The following is a 17,599-nucleotide window of genomic DNA, read 5'->3' as shown; positions in this document are numbered from 1 at the left end:
CGGAGGCATGCGGATCTCCGTCTCCTCGGACATGGACGAGCCCGTCGCCCGCCTCCTGGTCCAGGAGCTGCGCGACCGGGGCCACGAAGTGGTGACCCACGGCGCGCTGCGCCACGGGGACGACCCCCAGTGGGCGGCCTGCTCGGAGGCGGCGGCGCGCGAGGTCGCCTCCGGCGCGTCGGACCAGGCCGTCGTGTGCTGCTGGACGGGCACCGGTGCGTCGATCGCCGCGAACAAGGTGCCCGGGGTACGTGCGGCCCTGTGCACGGACGCGTACACGGCCGACGGCGCCCGGCGCTGGAACGACGCCAATGTCCTGGCCGTCGGTCTGCGGCTGACCTCCCAGCCGCTGCTCAAGGAGATCCTGGACGCCTGGTTCGCCGCCGAGGCCGGCCAGGACGCCGACGACCGGGAGAACGTGGCCCGAATCGAGCGGCTCGACGTCATGCGGGGGGCAGTCGGCCGGGCCGAGTGAAGACGGGACTGGCCCACAGCGGCGGTTCCGGCGGGGGTTCGGGCGATCGGGGCGTCGTCGTCGCGACCGGCACGGCCGCGGCCTGCGCGTGCCCCGACGGGAGACCGCCCCGCGTACCCGCGACCCTCAGCGCGGCTACGAAGGACAGGCAGGAGTCGTACCGGTCGTCCGGGGACTTGGCCAGCGCCGTCGCCAAAACCTGGTCCACGGCCCGCGGCAGATCGGGGCGCCCGGCGGTCAGCGGGGGCGGCTCGTCGTACTGGTGGGCCCACAACAGGGCCATGTCGTCGTCCCGTTGGAAGGGCGGCCGGCCGGAGAGCGTCTCGTGGACGACGCAGGCGAGGCTGTACACATCGCAGCGGCCGTCCACGGGCTTTCCGGAGATCTGTTCCGGCGCCACGTAGTCGAGCGTCCCCACGAACTGGCCGACGCTCGTGAAACCCGTCAGGGACAGTGACTTCTTGGTCAGACCGAAGTCGGTGAGGTAGACGTGCTCGGGATGGTCGCTGTCGGTGCCCCGCGCGACCAGGATGTTGCCGGGTTTCACGTCCCGGTGCACCAGACCGTGGTCGTGCGCCGCGTCGAGCGCGGAGGCGACCTGGGTGGCGATCCTGGTCGCGGTCATGACCGGCAACGGGCCCTGACGGTCCAGGAGGTGCCGCAGATCGCTGCCCGCGACGTAGCGCATGGCGATGTAGAGGACCCCGTCCGTCTCCCCCGCCTCGAAGACCGGCACGATGTGCGGATGGTCGATGGCCGCGGCGACCCGGGACTCGTGGGTGAAGCGGCGCCGGAAGGTGTCGTTGCGGGCCAGTTCGGGGGCGAGCAGCTTCAGTGCGACCGTACGCTCCAGACGCAGGTCCAGGGCCTGGTAGACGACGGCCATACCGCCGCGGCCGATCTCGCGTTCGATGCGGTAGCCCGCGATCTGTCGTCCCACGAGCTCCGACGGGCGTCCCGCGTACGGTTGCGTCTCACCCATCGGGTGTCACCGGGGGAACCAGGCGGGTGGGTTCGTCATCGCTCGGCCGTCGGTCCACCGGTCCGGGCCCCGGTTCGCCCACGACGCGGGTCGGCTCCGGGGTCGGTGCGGCGGCCGGTGGCACCTGCGGGGCGGGGGGCACCTGCGGGGCGGACGGTGGGACCCGTGGTGTGTCGTGGGCCGTCCCGTGCGGCTCCTGCCCCACGGCGAACGTGCTCAGCCGTGTCCCGTCGCAGTACACCCACCTCTCGTGCGCCGCGTCGAACAGCCACAGCGACTCGCCGTCCACGACCACGCCGATCCGCAGTCCCTTCGTACGGTCGCGGAAGGTCTCCCGGTCGCGGTGTCCGGCGGCCAGGGCCTCCGCCTCGGTGCGGTAGCGGGTCAGCGCCTCCTCGGCGCGGGCCAGCAGGGGGCGGGGGTCGGCGGTGCGGGCGGGAGCGGCGCCGGCGGCCGGCGGGTCCTGGGGTACGGCCACGAGGAGGCGTCCGTCGACCCAGGCGGACCAGCCGTTGGCGCACAGCACATGACCCCAGTCGCCCCGCCGGTCCAGGAGCTGGACGGGCAGCAACGCGTCGAGGGGCACGGTGGGGCGGGACGGATCGGGGGCCTCCCAGGTGGGCAGTCCGCCCGGCGGGACGACATGTGTGGGAAGGAAACCGGGGGTCGTCATCGCGGCTACTTCCGCATCACCGCGGGTTCGCGGCGGCGCAGCAGTCGGGCGACGAGGTAGCCGCACAGCAGCGAGAGGACGAGGAGCATCCCCATGTCGAGCAGCCAGGTGCCCGCGGAGTGCCCGAACAGCGGGTCCGACGTGTCCGGGACGATCCGTTCGAGGTCGATCGTGCCGGCCATCGCGGCGAACGCCCACCGTGAGGGCACCAGCCATGCCAACTGTTCGAGGACGATCGTGCCCCTGACGTCCAGCAGCGCGCCGCAGAACACGACCTGGACGATCGCGAGGAGCACCAGCAGCGGCATCGTGACCTCCTCCTTGCGGACGAGCGCGGACACGACGAGACCGAGCATCATCGCGGTGAAGGCGAGCAGCGCCACGGCGACCGTGATCTCGGCCAGGGGTGGCATCAACACGCCGTCGCCACCGGGGGCGTTGAGGTCGACGCCGAGCAGGGCGACCAGGGTGAGGACGACCGCCTGGAGGACGGTGACGGTGCCGAGGACGACGACCTTGGACATGAGGTAGGCGGATCTGGACAGGCCGACGGCGCGTTCACGCCGGTAGATCACCCGTTCCTTGACCAGTTCGCGCACGGCGTTCGCGGCGCCGGTCAGGACGCCGCCCACGCACAGGATGAGCAGCGTGTTCATGGCGGTCTCACGGTCCAGTTCGCCGCCCGCGAGAGCCCTTGCCATCGCGCCCATGACGAAGGGCAGCGCGATCATGATGGCGAGGAAGGTCCGGTCGGCACTGAGCGCGGCCGCGTACCGGCGGACGAGGGTGCCCAGTTGGGCGCCCCAGCTCTGCGGCTTGGGCGGCGGCACCACGGCGACCGGCTCCGCGTCGGGCAGATACGGCTGGCTCATGGACGCGGTGACGTAGTGACGGTGGAAGGGCGAGTCGCGGTACTCCCTCGCCCAGTCCCGGTCCTCGTCCCGTTCGAAGGCCTCGAACGCCTCCGGCCACTGCTCGAAGCCGAAGAAGGCGAGGGCGTCGTCGGGCGGCCCGTAGTAGGCGACCTTGCCGCCGGGCGCGAGGACCAGGAGCCGGTCGCAGACGTCGAGGCTGAGGACACTGTGGGTGACGACGATGACGGTACGGCCGTCGTCGGCGAGGCCGCGCAGCATGTGCATCACCGAGCGGTCCATGCCGGGGTCGAGACCGGAGGTCGGTTCGTCCAGGAACAGCAGCGACGGTTTCGTCAGCAGCTCCAGGGCCACACTGACCCGCTTGCGCTGGCCGCCGGAGAGGCTGTGGATGGGCTGCCCGGCACGCTGTTCGAGGCCCAGTTCGCCGGCCACCTCGTCGACCCGCGCCTGCCGCTCGGCCTTCGCGGTGTCCTGGGGGAAGCGCAGTTCGGCGGCGTAGGCCAGGGCCCTGCGCACGGTCAGCTGGGCGTGCAGGATGTCGTCCTGCGGAACCAGGCCGATGCGCTGGCGCAGTTCGGCGTAGTCGTGGTAGAGGTCGCGGCCGTCGTAGAGGACCGTACCGCTGTCGGCGGGGCGCTGTCCGGTCAGGGCGTTCAGGAGGGTGGACTTGCCGGCGCCGCTGGGGCCGACGACGGCCAGGAGGCATTTCTCGCCGACCGGAAAGGTGACCTCGTCCAGCAGCGTCCTTCGGCCTCGGTCGACGGCGACGGTCAGTTCCTGGACGTCGAGGGAGACCTCACCGGTGTCCACGTACTCCTGGAGTTCGTCCCCGACCAGGCAGAACGCGGAGTGGCCGATGCCGACGATGTCACCGACGGTGACCGGCGCGCTGTCGACGGGCGTGCCGTTGAGGAAGGTGCCGTTGTGGCTGCCGAGGTCGACGATCTCGTACGTGCCGTCCGGGCGCGCTCGTAGTTCGGCGTGCCGACGGGAGACGACGAGGTCGTCGATGACCAGGTCGTTGTCGGCGGCGCGGCCGATGCGGACGGTCCGCTCGGGCAGCGGGCGGACGCTGCTGGGTTGCCGGAAGGTGCCGGTGGACGCGGGGCGGAAGACGCCGGAGGGACGCTCGGGGGCGAGGCCGGTGAGCACCACGCGGGGGCCGTCCGGGAGGCTTCCGAAGTGGATGACGCTGCCGGGACCCACGTCCCACTCGTGGACGCGGTGGCCGTCGGCGTAGGTGCCGTTGGTGCTGTTCTCGTCCTCGACGGTCCAGTGGTCGTCCTGGGCCCGGAGCACGGCGTGGTGCCACGAGACCCGGTCGTCGTCGAGGACGACGTCGCTGAGCGGGTCGCGCCCCACGTGGTACTCGCGGCTCGGGGTCATCACCGTGGAGCCCGCCTCGGTTTCCAGCACGAGTTCGGGCGCAGTCGGTGCGATCGACCGCTCTGCCATACGAAAATTCTACCGATTCGCCCGACTGTGTGCCCGGTCGCCGTGGCGCCCGGGCACTCGGCGTCGGGTGCCCGGCCACTCGGCGTCGACGTCAGGCGGCCGGCGCGGCGATTCTCTGGGCGATGCGCTGCATGCGCACGGCGTCGACCGACTCCGCGAGCAGCTCGTACTCAGTGGTGTCGTCGTTGGTGGCGATCCGGACCAGGTTCCCGGCCGCCAACTCCTCGGCGACCAAATCCTGTTGTACGCCGTCGGCGGACCAGGCGCGCAGCAGGCTCGGCACGTCCGGGACGGTGTCGGCGACGGGAACGACCGCGTTCGGGGGAAAGTTGGGGTTCTCGGGCCGGGGGTCGAGGCGTTCGGCGATCCATAACGCACGGTCGCGCATCCACCACAACGCCAGTGCCAGCGTGGGGGCGCGATAGGTGCCGAGGGGCACTCCGACGCGCCGGCCGTCGCACATGCCGTACGCGGTGACATGGCACAGGAATTCGTCGTGCACGCTTCGCTCCCCCGATCGCACCGCCGCCCCGCCCGGCCTCTTTCGCCGCGCGGACTTGCCCTCGCCTCACAGACTTGCTGGTCGTGCGCGTCCGGCGACGAGAACGTCACACACAGTGACGTCGTGTACGCGCATGGGTGCGCGTTGGTTCATGCCTCAATCGCCCTGTCACTCGAGTATCGCCACTACTGACACTCTGTCACCATGCCAATTCAGCCAGTCTCCTGGCATATGCGTGGGCGTGAATGGCCGAAACGGTTCTACAGACCCTCCGACCGGGACTTCTCCGGGGCGACCCCGGCATGACCTCCGGGGTAATCGACGCCCCCGGGTAAGCACGGGCAACGTGTGCGGTGCCGGTTCACGAGGAGGCCGCGGACGGCTCCGGATCCGGTCCCCCTCCCCTACGTATGTCCTCGACGAAGGGTTCAACGATCATGTCCACGCTTGGGAACCGCAAGGAGCAGGACCGCTACGAGACCGCCGTCGCCCGGTACTTCGGGGCCTGGAACGCCGGCGGCGAGGAGGCGCTGGCGGCGGCGGTGGCCGCCGCATGGGCCGACGACGGCGGTTACACCGATCCGCTGGCCGACGTGCGCGGACACGAGGAGATCGCCGCCCTGATCACGGCGACCCGGAAGCAGTTCCCCGGCCTGGCCTTCCACCTGGTCACGGCGGTCGACGGCCACCACGACACCGCCCGTTTCGGATGGGAGCTGGTGGACGAGGCGGGCGGGGCCGCCCCGGTCGCCGGCTTCGATGTGATCACGCTCGACACGCAGGGCCGTATCCGGAGCGTGTACGGCTTCCTGGACCGGGTGCCGGCACCGGAGGCGTGACCCCGGTCCCCGGGGTGCTCACCGTCTCGCGATGAGTTCGACCGCTCCCGGCGGTCTCTTCTCCGTGGAGGACCACCGGGAGCGGAAGGCGACATCATGAGCACACTCGACGAGCAGTTCACCGCGGAGCTGCGCAAGAGCCCCGCCAAGGGCGGCTGGACCTACCTCGTCTGGCCCGAGTCCGTCGCGTTCTTCGGCACCGGGGGCCTGGTCAGGGTCCGGGGCACGATCGACGGACACCCTTTCCGCAGCTCCTTCATGGCCTTGGGCGACGGCACCCACAAGCTGCCCGTCAGGGAGGATGTGCGCAAGGCGATCGGCAAGGAGGCGAGCCAGTCGGTGACCGTACGGCTGGAGGAGCGCATCGAGGGGTAGGGGCTGTCGGTGCCGGGGCCGGGCCGCGCCCCCGATGGGACGCTAGGCCTTGCCCTCGATGATCGCGTCGATGCGGGACAGCTCGTCCGCGTCGAAGTCGAGGTTGCCGATGGCGCCGACGCTGTCCTCGATCTGGCGGGCGCTGCTGGCGCCGACGAGGGCTGAGGTGACGCGTCCACCGCGCAGCGTCCAGGCCAGGGCGAGCTGGGCGAGGGTCTGGCCCCGGGACTTGGCGACCTCGTCGAGGGCGCGCAGTCGGCCCACCAGGTCCTCGGTGACGGCGTCGGAGTTCAGGAAGGGGCTGTCGCTCGCCGCGCGCGAGCCCTCGGGGATGCCGTCGAGGTAGCGGGAGGTCAGCAGGCCCTGCTCCAGCGGGGAGAAGACGATGGAGCCGACCTGGAGCTCGTCGAGGGCGTCGAGCAGGCCCTCGCTCTCGGGGCGCCGGTCGAGCATCGAGTAGCGCGGCTGGTGGATGAGGAGCGGGGTGCCCAGCTCGCCCAGGATGCGGGCGGCCTCCCGGGTCTGCTCGGCGGAGTAGTTGGAGACACCGACGTACAGCGCCTTGCCCTGCTGGACCGCCGAGTGCAGCGCGCCCATCGTCTCCTCCAGCGGAGTCTCGGGGTCCGGGCGGTGCGAGTAGAAGATGTCGACGTAGTCCAGGCCCATGCGCTTCAGGCTCTGGTCGAGCGAGGAGAGCAGGTACTTGCGGGAACCCCACTCGCCGTACGGGCCGGGCCACATCAGATAGCCGGCCTTGCTGGAGATGATCAGCTCGTCGCGGTACGGGGCGAAGTCGGCCTTGAGTGCCTCGCCGAGGGCGGATTCGGCGGAGCCGGGCGGCGGGCCGTAGTTGTTGGCCAGGTCGAAGTGGGTGATGCCCAGGTCGAAGGCGCGGCGCAGGATCGCGCGCTGCGTCTCCACGGACCGGTCGGGGCCGAAGTTGTGCCACAGGCCGAGCGAGAGCGCGGGCAGTTTCAGGCCGCTGCGTCCGGTGCGCCGGTAGGGCATGTCCGCGTAGCGGTCGGGGTGTGCGGTGTACAACGCGACTCCAGAGGGGTTGGCACGGGGGGACCGGAGTCCCTGAGAACCGGTGTCCACTCTTTCGCGACCTGGGGGCATTGGTCCAACAGAAGAATCCGATGGGATTCAGCGCTTACGCTTCTCAGTCATGGAACTCCGCCATCTCCAGCATTTCGTCGCGGTCGCCGAGGAGGAGCACTTCACCCGGGCCGCCGAACGGCTCCTCGTCTCCCAGTCGGGACTGTCCGCCTCCGTGCGCTCCCTGGAGCGTGAACTGCAGACGCCGCTGTTCGTGCGGACGACCCGCCGGGTGACGCTCACCCCGGCCGGCCGGGCGCTGCTGACCGAGGCGGAACGGATCCTGGCACAGGTGCGGTCGGCCCGCGAGGCCGTGGCCGCGGTGCAGGGCGTGTTGCGTGGGATGCTCGCGCTCGGGTCGGAGCAGTGCGTCGCCGGGCTGCATGTGGCGGGGCTGCTGGCCGCGTTCCGGCGGCGCCATCCGGACGTGGAGATCTGTCTGCGGCAGGCGGGTTCGGGCGCGCTCGCGGAGGAGGTCGCGAGTGGCCGCCTCGACCTGGCCTTCGCCGTGCGGACGGCGCAGGAGGACACCGATCAGCTACGGGTCGTACCGCTGTCCAGCGAGCCGATGACCGTCCTGTGCCACCCGAGTCACCGTCTGGCCGCCGTCGGCGCCGCCGTGGCCCCGGAGGAGCTGGGCGGCGAGGTCTTCGTCGACTTCCACCCGGACTGGGGCCCGCGCCGGACCACCGACGCGGTCTTCGCCGCCGCGGGCGTCCGCCGGGCCGTCGCCCTGGAGGTCAACGACGTGCACAGCCTCCTCGACCTGGTGGCCGAGAACCTCGGCATCGCCGTGGTCCCGCGCCACTTCGCCCACAAGCGCGACTCCCTCGTCGCCCTCACCGTCAAGAGCACCGACGAGTCCGTGTACGAGACGGTCGCCCTGCTCCCTCCCCCGGAGGCCACCAGCCCGGCGGCACGGGCCCTGCTGGAACTGCTCGACCCCCCGGTCGCCTGCCCCCCGATCACTCCCTGAAGGGTCGAGGGGCGGTGCGGGCGGCGGCACGATGCCCGATGGTGGACGTATGGATGTGAAGGACGTTCTCACCGACGCGTACGGCCGGATCAAGGAGGAGGTCCACGCCGCGGTGGACGGGCTGTCACCGCAGGACCTCCACGCCCGCCCCGCCCCCGACGCCAATTCCGTCGCCTGGCTGGTCTGGCACCTGACCCGGATCCAGGACGATCACGTGGCCGACGCCTCCGGACTCGACCAGGTCTGGCTGTCCCAGGGCTGGGAGAAACGCTTCGGGCTCGCTCTGCCGGCCCGTGACACGGGCTACGGGCACGGCCCGGCCCAGGTCGCCGAGGTGCGGGTCGACTCGGGTGACCTGCTGACCGGGTATTTCGACGCCGTGCACGAACAGACATTCGGGTTCGTGCACGGCCTCGGGGCGGACGACCTGGACCGGGTCGTGGACGAGCGGTGGACTCCGGCCGTCACCCTCGGCGTTCGCCTGGTCAGCGTCCTGGCCGACGATCTGCAGCATGTCGGCCAGGCCGCGTACGTACGCGGGTTGCTGCGGAGCTAGGACGCGGACGCGTAGGCCGGCAGGACGACGTCCTCGATGAGGGTGCCGCGTTCGTCGAACGGGACGAAGGCGCTCTTGAGGGCGTTGACCGTGACCGTGCGCAGGTCGTCCAGGGTCCAGCCGGCCTCCTCGACGAGCAGGGTCATCTCGCGGGTCATGGTGGTGCCCGAGACCAGACGGTTGTCCGTGTTGAGCGTGACACGGAAGCCGAGGTCCTTCAGGGCCGTGATCGGGTGGTCGGCGATGGAGGTGGCCGCGCCGGTCTGGAGGTTGGAGGTGGGGCACATCTCCAGGGCGATACGGCGGTCGCGGACCCAGGAGGCGAGGCGGCCGAGCTTGCCGTCGACCATGTCCTCGGTGATGCGGACGCCGTGGCCGATGCGCTGTGCGCCGCAGACCTGGAGGGCCTGGTGGATGCTGGGCAGACCGTGGGCCTCGCCGGCGTGGATGGTGAAGGGGACACTCTCGCGGCGCAGGTGCTCGAAGGCGGCGAGGTGGTCGGCGGGCGGGAAGCCGTCCTCGGCACCCGCGATGTCGAAGCCGACGACGCCGGCGTCGCGGAAGGCCACGGCGAGGTCGGCTGCCTCGCGGACCCGGTCGAACATGCGCATGCCGCACAGCAGGGTGCCGACCCGGACCGGGGTGCCCTGGGCGGCCGCCTTGGCCATACCTCCGGCCAGGCCCTCCTGCACGGTCTCGACGACCTCGGCCATGGTCAGCCCGCCGTTGACGTTCAGCTCGGGGGCGTACCGCACCTCGCCGTAGACGACACCGTCCGCGGCCAGGTCGAGCACGTACTCCTCGGCCGCGCGCAGCAGACCCTCACGGGTCTGCAGCACCGCGAGGGTGTGCTCGAACGTGGCTATGTACCGCACCAGGTCACCGGAGTTCGCGGCCTCGTAGAACCAGGCGGCGAGGCCCTCCGGGTCGGTCTCCGGGAGGGTGTGGCCGACCTCGGCGGCCAGTTCCACGAGCGTGGCGGGGCGCAGCCCGCCGTCGAGGTGGTCGTGCAGGACGGCCTTGGGGAGGCGGCGGATGGTGTCGGCGTCGATGCGGGGTGCGGTCATGGCGTTCGTTCCTCGGCAGGTGGTGCGGTGGTGGGAGCGGTAGGGGGCGGTGGAGGGAAGCGATGGTTGGGTGGGAGCGGGTGACCGAGCCGGCTCGGTCGGCCGGGGAGGCCGGGCGGTTCGGCCGGCGTCGGTGTGGCCGGGCGGCCGACGGGTTCAGGCGGCGGGTTCAGGCGGCGGGTACAGGCGGCGGGTACAGGCGGCGGGTACAGGCGGCGGGCTCAGGCGGCGGGCTGCAGGAGATCCCAGCGGTTTCCGTACAGGTCCTCGAAGACGGCGACGGAGCCGTACGGCTCGTGCCGCGGTTCCTCCAGGAACCTGACGCCGGCGGCCACCATTCGGGCGTGGTCGCGGGCGAAGTCGTCGGTGTGCAGGAAGAAGCCCACGCGTCCGCCGGTCTGGTCGCCGATCCGGTTGCGCTGCGCCTCCCCCTTGGCCCGGGCGAGCAGCAGTCCGCCTCCCTGCCCCGCACCGCCCGGTTCGACGACGACCCAGCGGCCGCCGTCGGGCCGGGGCGTGTCCTCCACGAGCCGGAAGCCGAGCGCCTCGGTGTAGAAGCGGATCGCCTCGTCGTAGTCGTCGACCACCAGGGTGACCAGGGCCATGCGTCTCATCGGGTCCTCTCGGGTGGGCGCGGAAGTTGGGGAGAGCGGGCGGTGAGCGGGCGGAGACTGCCCGACGGCCGCTCGGGGTTCCCGGGAGGTTATACGTAACACTCACCGGACGCAAATGTCATTTCTCCGAGTGCCGCACAGGACGCTCCTGACCCACGGCCGAGGCCTCCCGCGCCACCTTCGAGGTGGTCGCGGGAGGCCTCGTCTCGCGGGTGGGCCGGAGCCCTGGGTCACTCGCCCGGTGACGCCTTGCGGAGGGCGGCGATGCAGGTGCTCAGGGCCTGCTGGAGTTCCTCCAGGCGCTGGAGCATGTCGTCCTCGTAGATGGCGTCGAGGTCGACGGCGTCGTCGAGGGTCAGCTCCTCGAAGACCTTCGTCGCCTTCTGGAGGCTGCTGTAGAACTTGGTCCGGCGTTCCTGCACCCGCAGCCCGGGGTCGGACTCCACGGTCTGGACGACGAGTTCCTTGACGGAGTCGTACGCCTCCGTCGCCCACTCGCCGGTGTCCTCGTCGTCGTCCAGCTCGTCGATGAGCGACAGGTGCCGTTCGGCCTCGGCGCGCAGTTCGGCGGTGGCGTCGATGAGCTGCCCGGCCGGGGTCTTGACCTGACCGTTCTCCACGATCTGCCGGACGTAGCCGATCCGGCTGGCCGCCTGGGTCTCGTTGGCGACCGCCTTCTTCAGCTCGTCGGTGCGGGCGATGTCCCGGGCCAGTTCCGTCTGGAGGGCGGGGTCCTCCTTGAGGCGGTCGAGGAGCGCGGTGCGGGCCGCCTGCGCGGTGGACGGGTCGGCGAGGATCGCGGCGCGCAGCGCGGTGGGGTTCTCGGCGACCTCCAGCGCCTTGGTGGGGCGGATACCCTCGGCCTCGGCGGCGGCCGTGATCGCGGTGCCCCGGTCGGAGGTCGCGCTGGAACGGGAGCTGTAGTACGTCAGCCACACGTCCGAGTCCGGCAGGTCGATCTCCTCGCCGGGGGTCAGCGCCTCGAAGTGCGGGACCATGCCGTCGTCGGCCGCCTTGTCCCACGCCTTGTAATAGCGCATGACCCGCTCCGGCGAGCATCCGGCCAGCTCGGCGAACCGCTTCGCCGACACCTTGGGCGTCTCCCCTGCCGCCTCCCCGCCGGGCCGCACACTCCGCGCCACCTTCAGCGCGAAAGCCCAGCCTCCGGTGCGCGCGTACACCCCGAACTCCCGGGCGTCACGGGCGACTTGCTCGTCCACGGCCTCGACGAGGTCATCGCCACCGGGAACCTGCGCGGGAATCCCGTCGGCGGACGGCCGTACGAGCGTCTCCTCGACGGAGGGCTGCACGGGAACCTCCCCGGACGACGGCCGTACGGGAGCCCGCTCGCCCACCGACTGCTCCGGCATGTCGGCGCCGGACTCACCCACGGGGGCCTGGGCCTCGACCGCGCCGGGCTCGACCCAGAAGCCCTCGTCCTGCGCCGGCACGCCCCCGGTGGCGGGCGTCTCGTCGGCGGGCGGTACGGCCGATGCGGAGTGGGCGGTGTCTACGCTCACGGGTGACTCTCCCGGGTGGTGACGAACGGCAGGGACAGAACAGGCAGCCTATATGAACCCGTTGGGGCCCCTTTGCCCATGGCCGCGCGTGCCGAGGGTGCCCGCGGTGGCCGGTGGCGGGACGCGGCAACCTTCCGCTTCCGCTCGGGCGAAGGAGCCCGGCATCAGGACGCGGACGGCCCCCCTCGGACGGCGTCCAGCCGGGACACCTCCTCCGCCGTGAGCCGGAGGGAACCCGCTGCGATGTTCTCCGCGAGGTGGTCCGGATCTCCCGTGCCGGGGATGGCGAGGACCTGCGGCCCCTGGTGGAGGGTCCACGCGAGCCGGATCTGGGCGGGGGTGGCGTCGTGGGCGCGGGCGACCTCGAGCAGTTCGCCGTGGTGCGCGGTGCTCGCGCCCTGAGGGCCGGCGTCACCGGCGATCGCGTAGAACGGTACGAACGCGATGCCCTGGTCGCGGCAGACGCGCAGCACCTCGTCGGCGCCGGGGTCCGGGCTGTGCAGGCCGTACTGGTTCTGGACGCACACGACGGGCGCGATCGCCCGGGCTTCGGCGAGGTGTCGGGGTTCGACGGCGGAGACACCGAGGTGGCGGATGAGCCCGGCCTCCCGCAGTTCGGCCAGCGCCCCGAAGTGCTCGGCGATGGAGTCCTGCCGCATGCGGCGGAGATTGACGACGTCCAGATGGTCGCGTCCCAACTGCCTGAGGTTCTCTTCTACTTGCCCACGCAGTTGGTCGGGGCGTGCGGCCGTGCCCCACTCCCCCGAGTACTCGCGGTGCGGTCCGACCTTGGTCACGATGACCAGGTCATCCGGATACGGCCCGCCCAACGCGCTGTTGATCAGTTCGTTGGCGGAGCGCAGCGAGGAGAAGTAGAAGGCCGCCGTGTCGATGTGGTTGACGCCCAGCTCGACCGCGCGCCGCAGCACGGCGATCGACCGCTCGCGCTCCCTGGGTGCCCCGAGGTGGAAGGCGGCGCTCCCGGTCAGCCGCATCGCCCCGAAGCCGACGCGGTGGACGGGGAGGTCGCCGAGGTTCCAGGTGCCCGAGGCGGCCGCGTCGATCGTCTTCGAGCTCATCGACGCAGTCTCGCACGCGTCGACATCGCGCCCGCCCGGCTTTACCCGGTCTTTCGACCTCAGGCTCGTCGCGCGAGGGCAGGGGCGCCGCCGGTGGATGGGCGCCACCGGCACGGGACGGTCCCAGGAGGCGGAAGCGGTCGTCGAGCCGGTCCACCACCTCTCCGCTCTCCGGCGGTCCCTTCCCTCCTTGGCCGCCGCCGGCCGGGCCGACCTCGCCTGGCACCACGCCTCGGGCGGACCTGCGAACCGAGCCCGGAACCTGCTCGCGGTGGCGCCCAACGACGGGCACCACCGGGTCTTCCGCGAGCGGCGGCCGGAAACGCTGCGGCTCTGGGACCGTCCGGTGGTTTCGCCGCGCTGCGGGAGGCCTCGTCGGCGGCGCCCCTCCTGGCCGCGCGGCGGGCCCGGTCGGCCGCCGCCGTCGACCGCGCCGGCGGCTCGCCGACGTGTCGGCGGACTCCGGCCGGGTGCCGGCCGCCCTCCTCCACATGCACCACAGCCGGCCGGCCGCCGACCCCGCGCTGCTCCCCGAGGAGCAGGTCGCCGCCCTCGCCCGAGGAGCCGTCCTTCCCGAGGAGCAGGTCGCCGCCCTCGACCGAGGAGCCGTCCAGGCACATCTGGCACGTCGTCGGGCGCACCACGATCCACTCGGCGCGTTCGACGGTCGGCGTGTGACTCCCGGAAGGGACCGTGAGCGATGACGGGTTCCCGAGGATGTGATCTCCGGGCCCGGAGCCGGGGAGAATCACCCCATGACCACGTCACCGCATCCTCTCGTCGTCCAGGCGCGCATCCTCGCCACCGAGGTGCTTGCGCCCCAGGCGGAACGGGTCGACCAGGAAGGGGTGCCCGCGAGCAGCATCCAGGCGATCAAGCGGTCCGGACTGCTCGGGGTGAGCGCGCCGGTGGCGTACGGCGGCTCGGGCGCCCCCAACTCCGTCGCCCGGGAGACCGCGGAGATCCTGGCGGGTGCGTGCTGCTCCACATGGTTCGTGCAGACCCAGCACCACACGCCGGTACTGACCCTCGTGAAGAGCGAACCGCCCGCCCGTGAAAGCCTGTTGGGCAAGCTGGCCACGGGTGAGCTGCTGTCCGGCGTGGCGTACGCCCATCTGCGGAGGTATCCGCAGGTGCCCGTGCGGGCCGTGCCTAAGCGTGGCGGCTGGCGGTTCCACGGGACGGTCCCCTGGTACACCGGGTGGGGGTTGAACGATGTGATGCTGCTGGCGGGGGTGACGGACGCGGACGAGGTGGTGTTCGCCTTCACCGAGGCCAGGCCGCAGTCCGGGCTGAAGGCGTCCGCGCCCATGCGGCTGGCGGCGCTCACGGCCGCCCGGACGGTCTCGCTCGACCTCGACGGCCTGTGGATCCCCGACGACGCCGTCGCCCTGCACGTGCCGTACGAGTCCTGGGCCGCGAGCGACCGGCCCAAGCCGACGAACGCCTCGCCCGCGGTCTTCGGGGTCGCCGAGTCGGCCCTCGGCCTGCTGGACCAGGACGATCCCACGACGAAGGCACTGCGACTGCGGCTGGACAAGGTGCGACGGCAGGCGTACGCCCTCGCTGACCATCCGGCGCCGCACGAGCACATGGAGGAGCGGCTGGCCCTCAAGACGAAGGCGTTCGACCTGATGCGCGCGGCGACGGCCGCCGCGGTCGTGGCCGGCGGCGGACGGTCCCTGGCCCTGGACAGCCGCGCCCAACGTCTGGCCCGCGAGGCGATGTTCCTGCTGGTCCAGGGCCAGACCCCGGAGGTACGCCGGGCCCACCTCGGTTCGCTGTCGGCCGCGTACTGAGCGGGAGCCCGCACGCATCTCACTGCCGGGGTCCGCACGGTACCGCGCCCGGCGCCGCCCGGCCACGAGCGCGCTCTCCCAGCGGGGACGACGCCGAGCGCGGCGAACGTCGCGGCGAGCACCACCCCCGCGGAGGGGATGACCCCACCCGTGCTCACCGGCGTGCGCGGCGCGAAGGCGAAGGCGTGCGGGTCGCCCGGTGCCGTGGAGCCACACGAGCCGCGCCTTCCCCTGTCTGCTCCGGGGCGTTCGCTGTGCCCGCCGTCAGGGGCCGCCGTACCGGTCACCCGATCGCGCGGCAGTGTCCCGTCGGCGCATCCCTGACGGCCCTGGTGGTGGAAGTGATGCGGGGTGAGCGCGGAGGCGACGACCTAGGAACCGAGGGACCCATGACGACAGACGCACACGGCGGCGGACCGCTCTGCCTGGTGACCGGTGCGACGGGATACATCGGCGGCCGACTCATTCCGGAGCTGCTGGAGGCGGGCCTACAGGTGCGCTGTCTGGCCCGCTCCCCGCAGCGGCTGCGTGACCATCCGTGGTCCGCTGCGGTCGAGGTGGTTCCCGGGGACGTCACCGACGCGGAGTCCGTCGCACGGGCGATGCGGGGCGTCGACGTCGGCTACTACCTGGTGCACGCGCTGGGCACCGGCAAGGACTTCGAGGCGACGGACCGGCGGGCCGCGCGGATCTTCGGGGAGCGGGCCCGGGCCGCCGGCCTGCGCCGCATCGTCTACCTGGGCGGTCTCACCCCGTACGGCGTGCCGGAGCGGGATTTGTCGCCGCATCTGCGCTCGCGCGCGGAGGTCGGCCGCATCCTGCTCGGCTGTGGTGTTCCCACGGCCGTGCTGCGGGCGGCGGTCGTCATCGGCTCGGGGTCGGCCTCCTTCGAGATGCTGCGCTACCTCACCGAGCGACTGCCGGTGATGATCACCCCGAGCTGGGTGCGTACCCGGATCCAGCCCGTCTCCGTCCGGGACGTCCTGCGTGCGCTCACCGGCTGCGCCCGGCTGCCGGACGACGTCAACCGGGCCTTCGACATCGGCGGTCCCGACGTCCTGACGTACCGCGAGATGATGCTGCGTTACGCCGGCCTCGCGGGACTTCCGAGCCGGCTCATCCTGCCGGTGCCGGTGCTCTCCCCGGGTCTGTCCAGCCAGTGGGTGGGGCTGGTGACACCGGTGCCGGCCTCGATCGCCCGGCCGCTCACCGAGTCGCTGCGGCACGAGGTGGTCTGCCACGAGCACGACATCGCACGGTACGTGCCGGATCCGCCCGGTCATCCGCTCGGTTTCGACGAGGCGGTGCGGCTCGCCCTGCGGCGGGTGCGTGAGGCCCGGGTGACCACCCGCTGGTCGTCGGCCTCCTCGCCTGGGGCGCCCAGCGACCCGCTGCCCACCGACCCCGACTGGGCCGGCGGCAGCCTCTACACCGACCGGCGTGAACTGCGCGTGGACGCCCCGCGCGCCTCCCTGTGGCGGGTCATCGAGGGGATCGGCGGGGACAACGGCTGGTACTCCTTCCCGCTCGCCTGGGCCATACGGGGATGGCTGGACCGGCTGGCGGGCGGGGTGGGCCTGCGCCGGGGCCGTCGGGACGCCACGCGACTGCGGGTGGGTGACTCGCTGGACTTCTGGCGGGTGGAGGAGATCGAGCGGGGGCGGCTGCTGCGGCTGCGGGCGGAGATGCGGCTGCCGGGGCTCGCGTGGCTGGAGATGTACGCGGACACGGACGACGCCGGACACACCGTGTTCCGCCAGCGTGCCCTGTTTCATCCGCGAGGACTGCTCGGTCACGCGTACTGGTGGAGTGTGGCTCCCTTCCACGCCGTCGTGTTCGGCGGTATGGCCCGCAACATCGCTCGGGCGGCGGTGGCGGACGCGACGGCCCGTGCCCGGGAACGGGCGCCCAGGCCCTGACGTACGCCCTGACGTGACCCGCGAAGTCCGCCCCCCGGCCCGCCCTGCTCCCCGCTGCCTCGCCACGCGCTTCACTCGCCCGCGACCACTACACATAAAGGCAGAATAAGCGCAGAATGGACCTACGCGGCGCTTACCGCATACCCCACCAGACGCGGTCAGGCCAGCGGAGTTCAAAGGAGTCGAGTCATGGCCAACGTCTCACACAGGAGTGACATCACCAGCCACCCCGATGCAGCCGAGATGCAGGATCGGTACTCCCGCATGCTCGGTGGCCGCGATGTGGCGCTCGTGGACGGACCGGTGTTCCTGCTCGGTCTGTACTGCGCCGTGTCCCCGTGGATTCTCCACTACACGACCAGCCAGCCGGCGCTGGTGCCCCACAACCTCATCGTGGGCATCGCGATAGGTCTGCTGGCCCTCGGCTTCACCGCCGCGCCGGAGAGGATGTACGGCCTGAGCTGGGCCATGTGCGCGCTCGGAGTCTGGATGATCATATCTGCGTGGATCGTCGGCGACAGCCCGGACGCCGGTGTCGTGGTCAACAACATCATCATCGGCTGCCTGGCGCTGCTGCTGGGGCTGGTGTGCGCCGGCGCATCCGCCAAGGGCGGCACCCGTGCGGGACGCACGCCATAGGTGTAGAACAGGACGCCCGCGAGGGGTAACGGCGGGGGGCCCCCCCCCCCGGGGGGGGGGGGGCCCCCCCCCCCCCCCCCCGGCCACCCCCCCCCCCCCCCCCCCCCCCCCCCCCCCCCCCCCCCCGCCCCCCGGGGGGGGCCGCGGCGCGGCCCC

18 protein-coding genes are annotated in these 17,599 nt (G+C 72.0%); 9 read left to right on the top strand and 9 right to left on the bottom strand.

Translation table 11 applies throughout. The features are described from left to right. Positions 1-7 precede the first annotated feature (7 nt). A complete protein-coding gene (locus tag ACFY9I_RS22055) occupies positions 8-475 on the top strand; it encodes an RpiB/LacA/LacB family sugar-phosphate isomerase (RefSeq protein ID WP_391004091.1) in 468 nt (155 codons plus the stop codon). Here ACFY9I_RS22055 and ACFY9I_RS22050 read toward each other — a convergent pair. The 4 genes from ACFY9I_RS22050 to ACFY9I_RS22035 form a co-directional block, all read right to left on the bottom strand. Then, positions 444-1,457, bottom strand: a complete 1,014-nt coding sequence (locus ACFY9I_RS22050; RefSeq protein WP_391004089.1) for a protein kinase — start codon at positions 1,455-1,457, stop codon at positions 444-446. The two genes, ACFY9I_RS22055 and ACFY9I_RS22050, sit on opposite strands and share 32 nt — an antisense overlap. Beyond that, a complete protein-coding gene (locus tag ACFY9I_RS22045) occupies positions 1,450-2,130 on the bottom strand; it encodes a hypothetical protein (protein WP_391004086.1) in 681 nt (226 codons plus the stop codon). Before ACFY9I_RS22045 ends, ACFY9I_RS22050 begins: the two co-directional genes overlap by 8 nt. Before the next feature lie 5 nt (positions 2,131-2,135). After that, positions 2,136-4,460 (bottom strand): FHA domain-containing protein, encoded by a 2,325-nt coding sequence (locus ACFY9I_RS22040; protein WP_391004084.1) that lies wholly within the window; start codon positions 4,458-4,460, stop codon positions 2,136-2,138. Positions 4,461-4,551: 91 nt separating this feature from the next. Next, positions 4,552-4,962, bottom strand: coding sequence for a hypothetical protein (locus ACFY9I_RS22035; RefSeq protein WP_391004082.1), 411 nt, complete (start codon positions 4,960-4,962; stop codon positions 4,552-4,554). A 437-nt stretch (positions 4,963-5,399) separates the two neighbouring features. Between ACFY9I_RS22035 and ACFY9I_RS22030 the strand changes: the two genes are divergently transcribed. Then, a complete protein-coding gene (locus ACFY9I_RS22030; protein WP_391004080.1) occupies positions 5,400-5,801 on the top strand; it encodes a nuclear transport factor 2 family protein in 402 nt (133 codons plus the stop codon). Positions 5,802-5,897: 96 nt separating this feature from the next. After that, positions 5,898-6,176: a DUF1905 domain-containing protein gene (locus ACFY9I_RS22025; protein WP_391004078.1), complete on the top strand. Its 279-nt coding sequence runs from the start codon at positions 5,898-5,900 to the stop codon at positions 6,174-6,176. A gap of 42 nt (positions 6,177-6,218) precedes the next feature. Here the strand turns inward: ACFY9I_RS22025 and mgrA are convergent, their stop codons facing one another. Further along, positions 6,219-7,217 carry an L-glyceraldehyde 3-phosphate reductase gene (gene mgrA, locus ACFY9I_RS22020; RefSeq protein WP_391004076.1) on the bottom strand — a complete coding sequence of 333 codons (999 nt, stop codon included), beginning with the start codon at positions 7,215-7,217 and terminating at the stop codon, positions 6,219-6,221. Positions 7,218-7,344: 127 nt separating this feature from the next. Here mgrA and ACFY9I_RS22015 point away from each other — a divergent pair, with 127 nt between their 5' ends. After that, complete coding sequence (locus tag ACFY9I_RS22015) at positions 7,345-8,250, top strand: LysR substrate-binding domain-containing protein (RefSeq protein WP_391004074.1); 906 nt, start codon at positions 7,345-7,347, stop codon at positions 8,248-8,250. A 49-nt stretch (positions 8,251-8,299) separates the two neighbouring features. Beyond that, positions 8,300-8,806 carry a DUF664 domain-containing protein gene (locus ACFY9I_RS22010; RefSeq protein ID WP_391004072.1) on the top strand — a complete coding sequence of 169 codons (507 nt, stop codon included), beginning with the start codon at positions 8,300-8,302 and terminating at the stop codon, positions 8,804-8,806. Here the strand turns inward: ACFY9I_RS22010 and ACFY9I_RS22005 are convergent. The 4 genes from ACFY9I_RS22005 to ACFY9I_RS21990 all read right to left on the bottom strand — a co-directional run bounded on the left by ACFY9I_RS22005 (position 8,803) and on the right by ACFY9I_RS21990 (position 13,086). Beyond that, complete coding sequence (locus tag ACFY9I_RS22005) at positions 8,803-9,873, bottom strand: adenosine deaminase (RefSeq protein ID WP_391004070.1); 1,071 nt, start codon at positions 9,871-9,873, stop codon at positions 8,803-8,805. The genes ACFY9I_RS22010 and ACFY9I_RS22005 overlap by 4 nt on opposite strands. Positions 9,874-10,094: 221 nt before the next feature. After that, entirely contained in the window at positions 10,095-10,487 is a 393-nt protein-coding gene (locus ACFY9I_RS22000) for a VOC family protein (protein ID WP_391004068.1), read from the bottom strand. 230 nt (positions 10,488-10,717) lie between these two features. Beyond that, on the bottom strand, positions 10,718-12,007 hold the full coding sequence (locus ACFY9I_RS21995; protein WP_391004066.1) for a hypothetical protein: 1,290 nt from the start codon (positions 12,005-12,007) through the stop codon (positions 10,718-10,720). Positions 12,008-12,171: 164 nt separating this feature from the next. Next, positions 12,172-13,086, bottom strand: coding sequence for an oxidoreductase (locus ACFY9I_RS21990; protein WP_391004063.1), 915 nt, complete (start codon positions 13,084-13,086; stop codon positions 12,172-12,174). A 449-nt stretch (positions 13,087-13,535) separates the two neighbouring features. Between ACFY9I_RS21990 and ACFY9I_RS21985 the strand changes: the two genes are divergently transcribed. The 4 genes from ACFY9I_RS21985 to ACFY9I_RS21970 all read left to right on the top strand — a co-directional run bounded on the left by ACFY9I_RS21985 (position 13,536) and on the right by ACFY9I_RS21970 (position 17,443). Continuing rightward, entirely contained in the window at positions 13,536-13,790 is a 255-nt protein-coding gene (locus ACFY9I_RS21985) for a hypothetical protein (protein ID WP_391004061.1), read from the top strand. A 51-nt stretch (positions 13,791-13,841) separates the two neighbouring features. Further along, positions 13,842-14,885 (top strand): acyl-CoA dehydrogenase family protein, encoded by a 1,044-nt coding sequence (locus ACFY9I_RS21980; RefSeq protein ID WP_391004059.1) that lies wholly within the window; start codon positions 13,842-13,844, stop codon positions 14,883-14,885. Between the two features lie 389 nt (positions 14,886-15,274). Then, complete coding sequence (locus ACFY9I_RS21975; protein ID WP_391004057.1) at positions 15,275-16,804, top strand: DUF2867 domain-containing protein; 1,530 nt, start codon at positions 15,275-15,277, stop codon at positions 16,802-16,804. A gap of 189 nt (positions 16,805-16,993) precedes the next feature. Beyond that, complete coding sequence (locus tag ACFY9I_RS21970) at positions 16,994-17,443, top strand: SPW repeat protein (protein WP_391004055.1); 450 nt, start codon at positions 16,994-16,996, stop codon at positions 17,441-17,443. Positions 17,444-17,599: the final 156 nt, after the last annotated feature.

Source organism: Streptomyces sp. NPDC012510 (genome assembly GCF_042955065.1).
Lineage (GTDB): Bacteria > Actinomycetota > Actinomycetes > Streptomycetales > Streptomycetaceae > Streptomyces.
This window is presented reverse-complemented; position numbering and strand designations above follow the sequence as displayed.